General features: G+C 68.3%; 13 protein-coding genes. 7 read left to right on the top strand and 6 right to left on the bottom strand.

What is annotated here, in order from left to right; translation table 11 throughout:
• Positions 1-72: 72 nt before the first annotated feature.
• Positions 73-843, bottom strand: coding sequence for a FadR/GntR family transcriptional regulator (locus AC1RR5_RS04020; protein WP_492919816.1), 771 nt, complete (start codon positions 841-843; stop codon positions 73-75).
• Between the two features lie 330 nt (positions 844-1,173).
• On the bottom strand, positions 1,174-1,902 hold the full coding sequence (locus AC1RR5_RS04015; RefSeq protein ID WP_492919815.1) for a glutathione S-transferase family protein: 729 nt from the start codon (positions 1,900-1,902) through the stop codon (positions 1,174-1,176).
• Positions 1,903-1,996: 94 nt separating this feature from the next.
• On the opposite strand from AC1RR5_RS04015, the gene AC1RR5_RS04010 reads away from it, so the two are divergent.
• On the top strand, positions 1,997-2,716 hold the full coding sequence (locus AC1RR5_RS04010; RefSeq protein WP_492919814.1) for a helix-turn-helix transcriptional regulator: 720 nt from the start codon (positions 1,997-1,999) through the stop codon (positions 2,714-2,716).
• A 59-nt stretch (positions 2,717-2,775) separates the two neighbouring features.
• Positions 2,776-4,410 carry a M28 family metallopeptidase gene (locus AC1RR5_RS04005; RefSeq protein WP_492919813.1) on the top strand — a complete coding sequence of 545 codons (1,635 nt, stop codon included), beginning with the start codon at positions 2,776-2,778 and terminating at the stop codon, positions 4,408-4,410.
• Between the two features lie 5 nt (positions 4,411-4,415).
• On the opposite strand, the gene AC1RR5_RS04000 is transcribed toward AC1RR5_RS04005, so the two are convergent.
• The 3 genes from AC1RR5_RS04000 to AC1RR5_RS03990 form a co-directional block, all read right to left on the bottom strand.
• Positions 4,416-5,396, bottom strand: coding sequence for an alpha/beta hydrolase (locus AC1RR5_RS04000; protein WP_492919812.1), 981 nt, complete (start codon positions 5,394-5,396; stop codon positions 4,416-4,418).
• A 62-nt stretch (positions 5,397-5,458) separates the two neighbouring features.
• Positions 5,459-6,265 carry a TrmH family RNA methyltransferase gene (locus AC1RR5_RS03995; protein ID WP_492919811.1) on the bottom strand — a complete coding sequence of 269 codons (807 nt, stop codon included), beginning with the start codon at positions 6,263-6,265 and terminating at the stop codon, positions 5,459-5,461.
• 13 nt (positions 6,266-6,278) lie between these two features.
• The gene (locus tag AC1RR5_RS03990; RefSeq protein WP_492919810.1) at positions 6,279-7,535 is read right to left on the bottom strand and encodes an MFS transporter; all 1,257 of its coding nucleotides are present in this window, start codon (positions 7,533-7,535) and stop codon (positions 6,279-6,281) included.
• 164 nt (positions 7,536-7,699) lie between these two features.
• Here AC1RR5_RS03990 and AC1RR5_RS03985 point away from each other — a divergent pair, with 164 nt between their 5' ends.
• Positions 7,700-8,752 (top strand): LacI family DNA-binding transcriptional regulator, encoded by a 1,053-nt coding sequence (locus tag AC1RR5_RS03985; RefSeq protein WP_492919809.1) that lies wholly within the window; start codon positions 7,700-7,702, stop codon positions 8,750-8,752.
• 6 nt (positions 8,753-8,758) lie between these two features.
• Here the strand turns inward: AC1RR5_RS03985 and AC1RR5_RS03980 are convergent, their stop codons facing one another.
• The gene (locus AC1RR5_RS03980; RefSeq protein ID WP_492919808.1) at positions 8,759-10,321 is read right to left on the bottom strand and encodes a methyl-accepting chemotaxis protein; all 1,563 of its coding nucleotides are present in this window, start codon (positions 10,319-10,321) and stop codon (positions 8,759-8,761) included.
• A gap of 266 nt (positions 10,322-10,587) precedes the next feature.
• Between AC1RR5_RS03980 and AC1RR5_RS03975 the strand changes: the two genes are divergently transcribed.
• The 4 genes from AC1RR5_RS03975 to AC1RR5_RS03960 are packed head-to-tail and all read left to right on the top strand — an operon-like array spanning position 10,588 to position 14,109.
• Positions 10,588-11,703, top strand: a complete 1,116-nt coding sequence (locus AC1RR5_RS03975) for an ABC transporter permease (RefSeq protein WP_492919807.1) — start codon at positions 10,588-10,590, stop codon at positions 11,701-11,703.
• On the top strand, positions 11,700-12,536 hold the full coding sequence (locus AC1RR5_RS03970) for an ABC transporter ATP-binding protein (protein ID WP_492919806.1): 837 nt from the start codon (positions 11,700-11,702) through the stop codon (positions 12,534-12,536). Before AC1RR5_RS03975 ends, AC1RR5_RS03970 begins: the two co-directional genes overlap by 4 nt.
• A complete protein-coding gene (locus AC1RR5_RS03965) occupies positions 12,536-13,474 on the top strand; it encodes an MlaD family protein (protein WP_492919805.1) in 939 nt (312 codons plus the stop codon). Before AC1RR5_RS03970 ends, AC1RR5_RS03965 begins: the two co-directional genes overlap by 1 nt.
• Positions 13,471-14,109 carry an ABC-type transport auxiliary lipoprotein family protein gene (locus tag AC1RR5_RS03960; RefSeq protein WP_492919804.1) on the top strand — a complete coding sequence of 213 codons (639 nt, stop codon included), beginning with the start codon at positions 13,471-13,473 and terminating at the stop codon, positions 14,107-14,109. The genes AC1RR5_RS03965 and AC1RR5_RS03960 overlap by 4 nt, the downstream gene beginning before the upstream one ends.
• Positions 14,110-14,261: the final 152 nt, after the last annotated feature.

Below are 14,261 nucleotides of genomic sequence, written 5' to 3'. Positions count from 1 at the left end.
GCGAGCCCCTCCCCTTTTTTCATTCGGTCCCCTCCTGCGCGGCCGGGTCCCTTCGGGGATCCGGCCCTCTTTTTATTTGGCCGCGCTCGCAGCCCGGAGGGCGATCTCTTCGCGCTTGGCCGCAAGGCTCTCGCGGGTGCGCTCGATGGCCTCGAGCTCGGCGGTCAGCAGCAGGTTCTCGATCAAGCCGCCCAAGTGCGCCTGCATGGCGGCGCGGGCGGCCTTGGGATCGCGGGTGCGCAGGGCCTCGACGATCTCCTGGTGCTCGTCCTTCAGCGGCCGCTTGCGCACGTGCCGGGCCTTTTCCAGCATCTGCATGCACAGGCGCGAGCGGTAGCGCAGGTCCCAGGTGTTCTCGACGATCCGCGCCACGGCGACGTTGCGCGTGGCCGAGGCGATGGAGATGTGGAACTGGCGGTCGGCCAGTTCGGACTGCTCCTTGGTCGCCGCGTCGCTGTTCATCTCGACGACCAGGGTCTCCAGATAGGCCAGTTCCTCGTCGGTGATCAGGGTGGCGGCCAAAGCGGCGGCTTCGCCTTCGAACAGGCGGCGCGCCTCGGCCTGCTCGAAAGCGCCGATGTCCAAATCCTTGGCGGGCGGCGGCGGCTGGTCCAGGCGGACATAGACGCCCGAGCCCTGGCGGGCCTCCAGCAGGCCGCGCATCTCCAGAGCGATGACGGCGCGGCGAACGGTAGGACGGCTGACGCCGAACTCGTCGGCTAGGTCGCGCTCGGACGGCAGGCGCTGACCGGGCTGGAAGTCGCCCCCGGCGATGGACGCGCTGATCGAGGCCGCGACCTGCTGGTAGAGCCGCGTGGAATCCGTGGACGGAGGGGTCGACATCGTAAGCGGCCGCAGACGCGCGCCAAGACCGGCGCGTCACACAGGACTAGCGCCGGTTCGGTCGCCTCACAAGCGCCCGCGAGCAAGTGGCCTTACCAGGGGTCGGCGAGCGGCCGGAGGGTAGGACTCCGGCCGCTATCGTCGTCCGCCCCGGGAGGAGGTTCGGCGCAAGTTACGCAGCGCCTGTGGTCGACGAGCAAACGACCGAACGGAGCCAAGGCCCCATCCGGTCGCGCCCGATCACCTTAGCGAAATTGGCTAACCCTGCAATGAAAAATGGCCTGACCAATTTAGTGAGATTTGTACGACCAATTTGGTAGCGGTCTCACATCAGGCCGCCTGGCGCAGGTTCCACGGATGGGCCGGATAGAACTGCGCCATCATCCGGCTGACATAGTCGACGAGGCGCGGATAGCTTTCGGCCTCGCGGCGCAGGGGCGACTCGAAGAAGGGCGTCATGATCGCCGCCAGCATGGCGAAGGCCGTCGCGTCGACCCCGACCGGATGGCTGTCACGCATCAGATAGGCCTTGTCCTCCAGCAGTTCGTCCAGCGAACGCAGCGACAGGCTGCCCAGCCAGACCACCTCTTCCCGCAGATGGCGACCGACGCCGGCGGCGCGGACATTGGTCGCCACTGCTTCCAGCAGGCCCTTGCGCAGGTCGTCCCGGACATGTTCGGACGCCTGGTCGAACCAGCGGCCCGGCCCCTTGGCGAAGTTGGCCGGGTCCAGGAAGCGGAAGTAGCTCGACACCCAGCCCAGCTGGTTCTCGATCATCCGCTCGATCGCCCAGGCCTGGGCCCGCTCCTTGCCCGACAACCCCATGTCCAGGTCGATGTCGTACTTCCGCTCGATATGGGCGCGGATGAAGGTGGAGTCGCCGATCGCCTGGGCGGCGTCCTCGATCCACGGCAGCTGACCCTTGGGCGCGGTCTCGCGGCTGCCCTTGGTCTTCTTGTAGACGAGACCGGCCATCATCAGCTGGACCTCGGTCTTGGTCACATAGGGGCTGATCTCGGGCAGCCCGAACCCGGCTCCGGCGGCGAACAGCGTGATCATCGTCCCTCTCCGATCTCGAATGTCGTGGTAACGACTTGCTACCGCCAGGCTACTGCCAGCATGCTGTCAGTAGTGATCGCCGATATTCGAACTCATGAGACGCGCCGAACGCCTTTTCCAGATTATCCAGATCCTGCGCCGCAACCGCGCGCCGGTGACCGCCGACGCCATCGCCGCCGAGCTGGAGACCTCCAAGCGCAGCGTCTATCGCGACATTGCCGCCCTGGTGGGCCAACGCGCGCCGATCCGTGGCGAGGCCGGGGTCGGCTATGTGCTGGAGGCTGGCTTCGACATGCCGCCCCTGATGCTGACCCCCGACGAGATCGAGGCGGCGGTGCTGGGCGCGCAATGGGTGGCCGGACGCGGCGATCCTGTCCTGGCCAAGGCCGCCAGCGACCTGATCAGCAAGATCGCCGCCGCCGTGCCCGATCGCCTGCGGCCCTATGTGCTGGAGCCGGCGGCGGCGGCCTCCCCCGCCTGGAAGCCGCAGACCGACCGCATCGACGTCGCCCAGGTCCGCGCCTGGATCCACGCCGGCCGCAAGATCCGCCTCGACTATAGCGACGAGGCCGGGGCCATCAGCGCCCGGGTGATCTGGCCGGTCACGGTAGGCTATCGCGAGACGGTTCGGATGATCATCGCCTGGTGCGAGCTGCGTGAGGCGTTCCGCACCTTCCGCACCGACCGCGTGGTCGGCGCGCAGTTCCTGGACGAACGCCACGGCAAGCGCCCGGCGGTGCTGCGCGGCGAATGGGTCAAGTTCCGCGACGCCGAGATCGCCGCCTGGAAACTCAGGGAAAAGACCGCGTGCTGACCGGCTTGCGCGACGACCGCGCTCGGGAGCACTGTCCCCTCGGGAATTAGGGGACATCCATGACATCGAAGATCTTCGCCACGGCGGCGACCACCGCCCTGTTGGCCTGCGCGACTGCCCACGCCGCCGAACCCGAGTTCAGCGCCGAGCGCTTCCGCGCCCACGTCGCCTATCTGGCCGACGACCTGCTGGAAGGCCGCGAGGCCGGCACGCGCGGCCACGAACTGGCCGCCAAGTACATCGCCACCCAGTTCGACCTGCTGGGCCTCAAGCCAGCCGGCGAGAACGGCGGCTGGTACCAGAGCGTGGGCCTGGTCGACACCTCGCTGGCCGGGGCGACGCCGACCCTGACGATCACCACCGCCAAGGGCGCCAAGACCTACGAGAACGCCACCCTGGCGGTGCTGCGCGGCCCGGCCGCCGGCGGCTCGGCCCAGGTCTCGGCGGACACAGTGTTCGCCGGCTACGGCATGACCGACGCGGTCGTGGGCATCGACGACTACAAGGGCCTGGACGTCAAAGGCAAGGTCGTGGTCGTGCTGCGCGGCGTGCCCAAGGGCATGAACAGCGAGATCGCCGCCCACCTCTCGACCCTGCAGGCGCGCTTCGCCGCCGAGCACGGCGCGGTCGGCATGATCCAGATCTATGACGCCGCCGCGTACAAGGCTTTCCCGTGGAAGGCCGTGCTGCAATACGCCAAGGAGCCGCGCACCACCTGGGCCGACAAGGACGGCAAGCCGTTCGACGACACCTATGGCCTGAAGGCCCGCGCCAGCGTCGACCGCGAACCGGCCTACCAGCTGTTCGAGGGCGCCAAGGGAACCTTGGACAAGGCCCTGGCCGACGCCGACAAGGGCGTCCGCCCCAAGGGCTTCCCGCTGAAGGCCAAGGTCGAGCTGAAGGTCACGACCCAGCTGCGGCGCTACGCCAGCCCCGAGGTGATCGGCCTGATCGAAGGCTCCGATCCCAAGCTGAAGGACGAGTACGTGGTCCTGATGGGCCACGCCGACCACCTGGGCATCCGCCCAGACAAGCCCGGCGACAACATCTACAATGGCGCGCTCGACAACGCGGCCGGCACCGCGACCCTGATCGAGGTGGCCCACGCCTTCGCGACCTCTGCCCCGCCGCGCCGTTCGGTCCTGATCATCGCGAACACCGCCGAGGAGAAGGGCCTGCTGGGCGCGGAGTTCTTCGCTCACCACCCGACCGTGCCGGCCGGCAAGATCATCGCGGGCGTCGACCTGGACGAGCCGATGATCACCTACGACTTCACCGACGTGGTGGCATTCGGGGCCGATCACTCGACGCTGAGCGACTCGATCAAGCGGGCCGGCGCGACCATGGGCGTGACCCTGTCACCCGATCCCGCGCCCGAGCAGGCCACCTTCGTACGCTCGGACCACTACGCCCTGGTCAAGGTCGGCATTCCGGCGGTGATGATGGTCACGGGCGGCCAGAACGGCGGCGAGAAGGCCTGGGCCGAGTACGAGGAAAAGCACTACCACCAGCCGTCCGACGACCTGTCGCAGACCATCCTGTGGAGCGCCGGCGCCAAGTTCGCCAAGCTGAACTACCTGATCTCGCGCGACCTGGCCGACGGCGACCAGGCTCCGCGCTGGTACGCCAAGGACTATTTCGGCGACGCCTTCGCGCCGAACGCGCCCAGAGCTCCGGCTCCGGCGAAGAAGTAAAGGCTCTAGAGTCCGTGGCGCTTGGCGAAGGTCTCGAAGAGGCTGGGCCAAGCCGCCACGGGCTTGCCGGGCGTGCCGCGCAGGCCAAAGCCGTGGCCGCCTTCCTCGAAGACATGCATCTCGGTCGGGATCGCCTTGGCCTTCAGCGCCGTGAACATGGCCAGGGTGTTCTCGACCGGCACGGTCTTGTCGTCGACGGCGTGCAGCAGGAACACCGGAGACAGCCCGTCCCGCACCTGCTTTTCAGGCGATAGCTGCAAGGCGCGCTCGGGCGAGGCGTCTTTGGTCAGCAGGTTGGTGCGCGAGCCGGCGTGGGCGATGGCCGGGTCCATGCTGATCACCGGATAGACCAGGGCCGACAGGCTGGGCTTGGTCGGCAGCTGGTCGGAGGCGTCGATCGGCGCGTAGGTTTGGGCGTCGTAGCGAACCGTCAGATTGGCCGCCAGGTGACCGCCGGCCGAGAAGCCCATGATCGCCACGCGGTCGGGCGAGAAGCCCATCTCGGCGGCCTTGGCGCGCACCAGGCGTATGCCGCGCTGGGCGTCCTGCAGCGGCGCGTCGCCGCCCGCCGCCCAGCCGTCGGCGGGCATGCGGTAGAACAGCACGAAGCAGGTGTAGCCACGATCGGACAGCCACCGGCCCATCTCGTAGCCTTCCTTGTCCAGCACCACGCGCTGATAGCCGCCGCCCGGGATCAGCATGACCGCCGCGCCATTGGCCTTCTTGGGCCGGAAAACGACCAGGGTCGGCTTGCGGGTGTGGGCCATGGCCCGGTCGCGAATGCCCTTGGGGTCGCCGCGCTCGATGATCTCCTCAGCGACCGTGACGGCCTCTCCGCCCGGCGCGCCGTTCGGCCACAGGGTGATGACTTCGGTCGGGTCGACCAATGGAGTTGCTGGCACGGGAGCGGCCTCCGCCTTACGCGCCGCCAGGGATCCCAGGACACCGGTGACGAAGGCCGCAAGGGCGCCGCGACGGTTCAGCATGGGATCAAAGCCTTCTGACGGGTTGTTGTCGGCGGGACCCTAGAGGCTAGGAAACCGGTTTCCTAGCCCTGAGCGAAGCGAAGATGGTGCAGGACGATGCCGCTTGTCGTGGCGACGTTCAGGGAGTCGAAGCCGTTCGCCATCGGGATGCCGATCGTCCGCGCCCGGGCCATCACCTCGGGCGTCAGCCCGGGGCCTTCGGCGCCCAGCAGCACGGCGGTGCGCGCCGCGGGCTTCAGGTGGGCCAGGATCTCGGCCGCCGAAGGACTGAGCGCCAGGCCTTCGAAGCCGGTCGTCGCGAGCAGCTCAGCAATGTCCTCGCCTCGCCCTAACTGCGCCGTGGGGACCGACAACACCGCGCCGACCGAGACGCGGATGGCCTTGCGGTACAGCGGGTCGCAGCAGTCGGCGTCCAGCACCACCGCGTCTGCCCCGAAGGCGGCGGCGTTGCGATAGATGCCGCCGATGTTGTCGTGATTGGCGATGCCGCACAGCACCAGCACGACGGCGCGCTCGGGTAGGCTGGCCAGCAAGTCACGGGCGGAAACGGGCTCGGGTTTCTTCCCTACCGCCAGCACGCCGCGATGCAGGTGGAAGCCGGCGATGGCGTCCAAAACGGCCTGGTCGGCGAAATGCACGGGCGTCTCGTCCAGCAGACCGGCGAACACCTCGGCCAGCTTGTCCCGGCGCTTGGGATCGATCAGCAGCGACACCACCCGCTCGGGCGCGTCACGAACGAAGGCCCGCAGCACCGTCTCGCCCTCGGCGATGAACAAGCCCTCGCGGCCGACCAGGTCGCGCTCCTTGATCGCCCGGAACGGAGCGACGGCGGGATCGTCGGGATCGGTGACGACGCGGAACTGGGGCAAGGCGACCTCGGGGCTAACGCACCCCTCGTATCGGCAGGATCGCCAGACCGCCAGCCAAGGCGAGACCCGCCGCCATCAGGAAGAACAGCTGAAAGTTCACATGGGTCGGCCCCAGGCTCCACACGGCGAGGGCCGGGGCCAAGGCCTGAGGCAGAGTGTTGGCCAGATTGATCACGCCCAAGTCCTTGCCGGCGTCGCGCTGCGACGGCAGCACCTGGGTGACCAGGGCGATGTCGACGGCGCAGTAACAGCCCGCTCCGCAGCCATAGACGACATAGGCGGCCAGCAGCACGGTCCAGTCCGAGGTCAGCGAGAACACGACCATCGACGCGGCGATGGTCAGGGCCGCGCCGAAGGCGAACAGCTTGCGGCGCTGCATCCGGTCGGACAACACCCCGCCCACCATGGCGCAGATGACGTTGAAGACCGTCGAGACCGTCACCAGGATCGCCAGGCCCTCTTCCGAACGATGACCCGGGAAGAGACGCGGATAGTCCACCACGTCCTGCAAGAAGTAGAGCATGTAGCTCTGCACCAGGCTCAGGGCGACCAGCACCATGAACCGGCCCGCCCAGGCGAAGGCGAAGTCGGGATGCTTGCGCGGGCTGACCCACAGGCCGGCGATGAACTCCCGCAGTCGAAACGGCGGCACGTCCTCCTTGGCCAGTGGCGGGTCCTTCAGACGCAACACGAAGGGCGCCAGGCCCAGCAGCAGCGCGGCCGAGATCGCCGCGTAGCGCTGCCACTCGACGACCAGCAGGCCGCCGATGATCACCGCGCCGGCGGCCGTGCCGATCGGATTTCCCAGGCTGAGGAAGGCCGCGACCATGCCCTTCTGGGTGTCTGGCACCCGATCGGGCATCACCGCCACCAGGGCCGAGAAACACAGGTTGAAGGTCAGCTGGAACAGGATCACGCCGCCGATCAGAGCCAGCGGCGTCTTGGCGTTCATGATCGCCAGATAGGCCAGTGACGCGCCGATCGCGCCGACCACCATCCAGGGCCGCCGACGGCCAAAGCGCGAGGTCGTGCGGTCGCTGATCGCCCCGGCCAGCAGGTTGGTGATGCTGGCGGCGATGGCCCCGTAGAAGGCGACCTGGCTGAGGACGAGGGCCTTCGACGCATGATCGATCGAGGCGGCCTTCAGAGGCAGCAGCACCTGCAACAGGGGTTGGAAGGATACGAAAGCCCCGATCTGCGCCAGGGTGTAGGCGGCGATGAAATTCGCGCGCACCGGCGTCTTTGGCCGCGCTTCGTCGTCAGGCCGCATCTCACCTCCCCTGCGCGGTCTTGCGCCGCGTCCGGGGCACACTGACCGTCCGTCCCTTGCCGCACAAGGGGTCGCGTACGGTAAAGCAGGGAGTTTCCTTCTGCCGCCGAGACGCTCTAGTCTGAGGCAATGGGCGTGAATCTCAATGTAGTCGGGGCGAGCTGATGGCTTCGGTGACGATCTACGACGTCGCCGCGAAGGCGGGCGTCTCGATCAAGACCGTTTCGCGGGTGATGAACAAGGAGCCGAACGTTCGGCCCGCCATGCGCGATCGTGTGCTCGAGGCGGCCGGCGAGCTCGGCTACAGCCCGAATCTGTCGGCGCGCAGCCTGGCCGGGTCACGTTCGTTCGTGATCGCCGTCTTCGTCGACGCGGCCTTGACCATCGACCACTGGCAGAGCGAGCGCGGCGCCGACTACCTGTCGCGCATCCAGCTGGGCGCGACGCTGGTCTGCCGCGAACAAGGCTATCACCTGCTGATCGAGCTGATCGACAACGATGGCCCTAACGTCCGCCAGGACGTGGCCGCCTTCCTGGCCGCCTTGAAGCCCGATGGCGTGATCCTGACCCCGCCCTCCTCGGACAAGTCTGGCGTTCTAGAGACACTGGACAAGGCCGGCACCCCTTACGTCCGCGTCGGTCCCGAACGCGCCGAGGGCCTGGGCCCGCGCGTGCACATGGACGATGTCGCCGCCGCCCGCGAGATGACCCAGCATCTGGCCGACCTCGGCCACAAGCGTATCGGCTTCATCGTCGGCGAGCCGCGCTACGGCGCCAGCCAGGCGCGGCGCGAAGGTTATCTGGCCGCCATGAAGGCGCGCGGCCTGCCGGTGGTCGAAGGCTGGGTGCGCCAGGGCGACTTCACGTTCCAGTCGGGTCTGGAACAGGCCAAGGCCCTATTGGCCCTGCCCGACCGCCCGACAGCGATCTTCGCCTCCAACGACGACATGGCCCTGGGCTGCATCGCCGCGATCGCGGAAGCCGGGCTGATGATCCCCGGCGATATCTCGGTGGCGGGCTTCGACGACAGCCCCAGCTCGCGCTTCAGCCGGCCGCAGCTGACCACGGTGCGTCAGCCGGTGGCCGAGATGTCCTCGACGGCGGCCAAGCTGCTGATCGGCCGGGCCAAGAGCAGCGAACCGCCCGAACGGCCGGTCGACGTGCTCCTGCCCTTCGAACTGATCCACCGCGCCTCGACGGCTCCGCCGCCGAAGTAGGCCTTCTTAGCGACCCGGACGGGCGAAGGCGGCGACGCGGGCGCGGGCGGCGTGGACCGGGTTCTCGGCCGGACGCTCCTGATAGGTCGACTGGAAGGTCGAGGTCACCGGCGCACGCCCGCCCAGGCGGAAGGCGCCGACGCGGTTCGACAGGTCGGCGGCCTCGACGCGCAGGGCGTGGGTGGCTTCGGTCGACTGCGAGACCATGGCGGCGTTGCGCTGGGTCACCTGGTCCAGCTGGTTCACGGCCGAATTGACCTGGCCCAGGGCCGTTGCCTGCTCGCTGGCCGAGGCGGCGATGGCGTTGACCAGCTCGTCGATGCCGCCGACCTTCTCGTGGATGCCGCGCAGGGCCTCGCCCGTCTGGCCGACCAGGTCGACGCCTTCGCTGACCTGACGGCTGCTCTCGGTGATCAGCGACTTGATCTCGCTGGCGGCCTGCGACGAGCGCTGGGCCAGGGCCCGCACTTCCTGCGCCACGACGGCGAAACCCTTGCCGGAGTCACCTGCACGGGCAGCTTCGACGCCGGCGTTCAGGGCCAGCAGATTGGTCTGGAAGGCGATCTCGTCGATCATGCCCAGGATCTGGTTCACCTGCTGCGACTGGGCCTCGATCTTGGTCATGGCCTCGGCGGCGCGGGTGACGATCTGGCCCGAGCGCTCGGCTTCGGTCGACGCCTCGGCGACGCGCGAGGAGACCTCGCGGGCGCTCTTGGCGGTCTTGCCGACGGCGCCGGTCAGTTCCTCGACGGCGGCGGCCGTCTGCTCCAGCGTGGCGGCCTGCTGTTCGGTGCGCTGCGACAGATCCTCGGCGCTGCGGGCGATCTCGTCCGCGCCCGAGCGGATACCGCCGGCCGAGTGCTCGACCGAGCGCATGGCTTCCGCCAGGGCGCCGGCGGCTTGTTCGAAGTCGATCTTCAGGCTCTGGAATTCGGGAGCCAGGTCGCCCTCGACGCGGGCGGTCAGGTCGCCGGCGGCCAGGCGCGACAGGGCCTCGCCCACCGCCTTCACGGCCTGGGCCTGGCGGGCCTCGGCGGCTTCACGCTCGGTTTCCAGGGCGTCGCGCTCTTCCTGCAGCAGGGAGAGGTAGCTGGAGATCGCCAGTTCCATGTCCAGGAACACGGCCTTGTTCAGGGCGGCCAGGCTGTCGGCCAGATCGCCGTCCGACTTGGCGGCGTTGCTGAACAGGCCCTTGGCGCGCTTGGCGATGACGGCGCGGATCAGCTCTTCGGCCACCAGGGCGTAGCCGCCGATGTACCATTGCGGCTGCAGGTCGGCGTCGACGTGGGCGCGGCCGATGCGCTCGACGTCACGGACATAGGTTTCGCTGTAGTCGGCCTGGGCGATCCGGCGCCAGTGGGCGGCCTGGGCGTTCTCGGCGCGCGCCATGTGGGCGTCGTCGCGGAACTTGCCGCGGGTCTCGGGGAAGACGCGAACCTGATTGTAGAACTTGCCCAGGGCGCCCGCGATCTCGGCGTCGATCACCGGCTTGATCGCGCGCAAAGCCGTCTTCGACCGTTCGTCGAAGCGCATGAAGGCCATCCGCTGATCAAGCTTGTGCGCGCTCATGCCTTGGAACTCCGACTCGAAAGTAAGGATTGGTTGACCATGTCAGTGACCGGAATCCGTTAACCAACATTGAAGTTCGGCGTTGTGCGCGCCCTGGCCGCACCCCCCTGGGGACGGATGGGGGGGACGCGGCCGAAACCGGTCATCGTCCGCGTCGCGCCATGATATCGCCTTAACCAGCAACAAGCTGCGCCTTGGCGCGTTTTGGACTTGTCAGGTCCATGGCGGGGCTTGGATATAACCAGGAAACGAGCCCCAAGGACTTCATGGCGCTTCCCGCGGACTTCACCTTGACCGAACAGGACGGCCGGACCACGGCAGTGCTGTCGGGGGACTGGACCGCGCGGGGTCTGTTCGACGCCGGGCTGCGGCTGTCCGACGCCCTGGCGGCTCCGCGCGCGCTGGATTTCGATCTGACCGGCATCAATCGCTGCGACACGGCCGGCGCCTACGCCATCCTTCGCTCGGCCGGCGAGAGCTTCAAGCCCGAGCAGGTCCAGGCGCGCCGCGAAGTGCTGCGCCTGCTGGAGCTGGTCGGGGCCGCCATCCAGGTCGAGCCCGAGCCCACCGTCCGCCCCGGCGGCTTCCACGCCCTGCTGGAACGGATCGGCAAGGGCGTGTTCGGCCTGTTTGCCGACGCCTACGGGACCATGATTTTCCTGGGCCACCTACTGGTCGCCCTGGGTCGCAGCGTCGCCGACCCGCGCCGCATCCGCTGGGCGCCGATCGTGTCCCTGTGCGAGCGCGCGGGCCTGGACGCCCTGCCGATCGTGGCGACCACGACCTTCTTCATCGGCGCGGTGGTGGCCCTGCTGGGCGCCAACATGCTCACCGAATTCGGGGCCCAGGTTTACTCCGTCGAGCTGATCGGCATCTCGGTCATGCGCGAGTTCAACATCCTGATCACCGCCATCCTGCTGGCCGGCCGCTCGGCCTCCAGCTTCGCGGCCGAGATCGGTTCGATGAAGATGAACCAGGAGATCGACGCCATGCAGGTCATGGGCGTGGATCCCTACGAGGCGCTGGTGCTGCCGCGCTTCGCCGCCCTGCTCTTCACCATTCCGCTGCTGGTCTTCGTGGCGACGATCGCGGGCCTGGCCGGCGGCATGCTGGTGGTCTGGGTCGTGCTGGACCTGTCGCCGACCTTCTTCCTGCAGCGGGTCATCGACTTCGTCGGGGCCACCCACTTCTGGATCGGCATGTCCAAGGCGCCGGTGATGGCCACGGTGATCGCCGCGATCGGCTGCCGCCAGGGCATGGAGGTCGGCAACGACATCGAGTCCCTGGGCCGGCGCGTGACGGCGGCGGTGGTGCACGCCATCTTCGCCATCATCCTGATCGATGCCGTCTTCGCCCTGGTCTATATGGAGCTGGACATATGACCGGCCCCGCTGCGCTGCCGCCGGCCATCGACACAGTCGACGCCGAGAAGCATCCGATCGACGTGCGGGGCCTGGTCTCGTGCTTCGGCGACAACCTCATCCACGATGGCCTGGACCTGAAGGTCGAGCGCGGCGAGGTGCTGGGCGTCGTCGGCGGCTCGGGCACCGGCAAGTCGGTGCTGCTGAACACCATCATCGGCCTCAAGGAACCGGACGGCGGCCAGGTCCGCCTGTTCGGCGGCGACATGCGTGTGGCCTCGCGCCGCCGCTGGTCGTCGGTCGAGCGCCGCTGGGGCGTGCTGTTCCAGGCGGGCGCGCTGTTCTCGAACCTGACCGTGCGCGAGAACGTCGCCGCGCCGCTGCACGAGCACACCAAGCTGCCCCGTCGCGAGATCGAGGAGATCGCCGACCTGAAGATCGCCATGGTCGGCCTGCCGGCCCGCGCAGCCCTGCTCAAGCCCGCCGAGCTGTCGGGCGGCATGCGCAAGCGCGCCGGCCTCGCCCGCGCCCTGGCCATGGACCCCGAGCTGCTGTTCCTGGACGAGCCGACGGCGGGCCTGGACCCGATCGGCGCCGAGGCCTTCGACGCCCTGATCAAGGATCTGTCCGACAGCCTGGACCTGACCGTCTTCATGATCACCCACGACCTGGACAGCCTTTACGCCATCACCGACCGCGTCGCCGTCCTGGCCGACAAGAAGGTCGTCGCGGTGGCGCCCGTTCGCGAACTCGAGCGTTCGGATCATCCCTGGATCAAGCAATACTTCCTGGGCCCCCGGGGTCGCGCCGCCGCGACCGCCGAGGATCCGGCCGAGGCAAGGACGGACTTCTGATGGAAAGAAACGCCAACTACGCCCTGGTGGGGGCCATATCCCTGGCCCTGTTCATGGGGCTGGTGATCTTCGTGGTCTGGCTGGCCAAGGTCAGCTTCAGCAAGGACTACGACCTCTACGACATCCTGTTCATCGGTCCCGTGCGGGGCCTGTCGCAGGGTGGCGAGGTGCACTTCAACGGCATCAAGGTCGGCGAGGTCAGCCGCATCGAGCTGGACAAGACCGACCCCAACCGCGTCATCGCCCGCGTGCGCATGACCTCGGACGTGCCGGTCAAGGTCGACAGCTACGCCACGCTGGAGCCGCAGGGCATCACCGGCGTCAACTACGTCCAGATCACCGCCGGCTCGCCCAACAAGGAGCTGCTGAAGGACACCGTCAAGAACGGCAAGGTGCCGGTCCTGCGCAGCCAGCGCAGCGCGCTCTCCGACCTGCTGGAAGGCGGCGGCACGGTGCTGACCCGCACCATCGAGGCCCTGGACCGCGTCAACCGCGTCCTCAGCGACCAGAACATCAAGACCTTCAGCGCCTCGCTCAGCGACGTCCAGGCGGTTACCGCCGAACTGCGCGAGCGCAAGGAGATCATCGCCGACGCCCAGAAGGCGCTGCAGAGCATCGATGCGACCGCCCAGTCGATCACCAACCTGACCAACAACGCCAATGGCCTGGTCGAGGGCGACGCCAAGCGCACCCTGAAGGAACTGGGCGACGCCGCCGGTGAGCTGAAGGCCGCCGCCAAGGACGCCCGTGGCATGGTCGGCAAGCTGGAAGGCCCGACCACGGACTTCGCCAGCACGGGCCTGCCGCAGCTGTCGGCGGCCATCGTCACCCTGCAGTCGGCCGCCGAGTCCCTGGACCGCCTGGTCGCCGACGTCGAACAGAACCCGCGAGGCTTGGTCAGCAAGGCGCCCGCCAAGGAAGTGGAGGTCAAGCCGTGAACCCGATGATCCGCAACGCCGCACGCGGCCTGGCCGCCGCCGCGCTCGTCGTCAGCCTCTCCGGCTGCATCAGCCTCTTCCCCAAGGCCAAGCCGGCCAGCCTCTACCGCTTCGGCGAGGCCGAGGTCAGCGTGCCCAAGGGTCCGCCGGGCGCGATGTTCGGGGTGCTGAAGACGCCCTCGTCCTTCACCCGCGCCGCCGCCGGCGACCGCATCTTGACCAGCACCAATGGCGAGGTGGCCTATATCGCCGACGCCCGCTGGGTCTCGCCGGCCTTCGTGCTGTTCGAGGAAGCCACCGCCCGCGCCTTCGAGAACGACCCCGGCCGCGCCCGACTGATCGGCCGCGGCGAGGTGGCCAAGGCCGAGATGATGCTGCGGCTGGAAGTGCGGACCTTCGAGGCCGATTACGTCAACGGTCCCAAGGCCGCGCCGGAAGTCGTCGTGCGGGTGCGCGGCGTGCTGACCCGCAGTCAGGACCGCGCCCTGGTCGGCGACCAGATCTTCGAGGCCCGCGTCAAGGCCGCCGACAACCGCGTCGGGGCCATCGTGCCGGCCTACGACCAAGCCGTGGCTAAGGTGCTGGGCGACGTCGTGGCCTGGGTGAATGCCTCCGGAACCGGCCTGAAGGGCTAGGGCCAATCGACATTCAGGATTCTCAGGCGCCGAGATGTCTGATTCATAGGGCTCCGTTCGATTGACGGAGCCTTGTTGATGTCGGCCAAGCGTTACGAGTTGAACCAGACGCAGTGGGAGCGGATCGCGCCGTTGTTGCCGGGCAAGGCGAG

The organism is Caulobacter sp. GW821-FHT11E11 (assembly GCF_058808315.1).
Note: the sequence above shows the minus strand (reverse complement) of the source record. Positions and strands in the feature narration are given on the sequence as shown.

Bases quoted from the DNA above. Each gene is read 5' to 3' on its own strand.
- AC1RR5_RS03985 (WP_492919809.1), top strand. From the start codon at position 7,700: ATGGCTTCGGTGACGATCTACGACGTCGCCGCGAAGGCGGGCGTCTCG.
- AC1RR5_RS03975 (WP_492919807.1), top strand. From the start codon at position 10,588: ATGGCGCTTCCCGCGGACTTCACCTTGACCGAACAGGACGGCCGGACC.
- AC1RR5_RS04020 (WP_492919816.1), bottom strand. From the start codon at position 843: ATGTCGACCCCTCCGTCCACGGATTCCACGCGGCTCTACCAGCAGGTC.
- AC1RR5_RS04010 (WP_492919814.1), top strand. From the start codon at position 1,997: ATGAGACGCGCCGAACGCCTTTTCCAGATTATCCAGATCCTGCGCCGC.
- AC1RR5_RS04005 (WP_492919813.1), top strand. From the start codon at position 2,776: ATGACATCGAAGATCTTCGCCACGGCGGCGACCACCGCCCTGTTGGCC.
- AC1RR5_RS03980 (WP_492919808.1), bottom strand. From the start codon at position 10,321: ATGAGCGCGCACAAGCTTGATCAGCGGATGGCCTTCATGCGCTTCGAC.
- AC1RR5_RS03965 (WP_492919805.1), top strand. From the start codon at position 12,536: ATGGAAAGAAACGCCAACTACGCCCTGGTGGGGGCCATATCCCTGGCC.
- AC1RR5_RS03970 (WP_492919806.1), top strand. From the start codon at position 11,700: ATGACCGGCCCCGCTGCGCTGCCGCCGGCCATCGACACAGTCGACGCC.
- AC1RR5_RS04000 (WP_492919812.1), bottom strand. From the start codon at position 5,396: ATGCTGAACCGTCGCGGCGCCCTTGCGGCCTTCGTCACCGGTGTCCTG.
- AC1RR5_RS03990 (WP_492919810.1), bottom strand. From the start codon at position 7,535: ATGCGGCCTGACGACGAAGCGCGGCCAAAGACGCCGGTGCGCGCGAAT.
- AC1RR5_RS04015 (WP_492919815.1), bottom strand. From the start codon at position 1,902: ATGATCACGCTGTTCGCCGCCGGAGCCGGGTTCGGGCTGCCCGAGATC.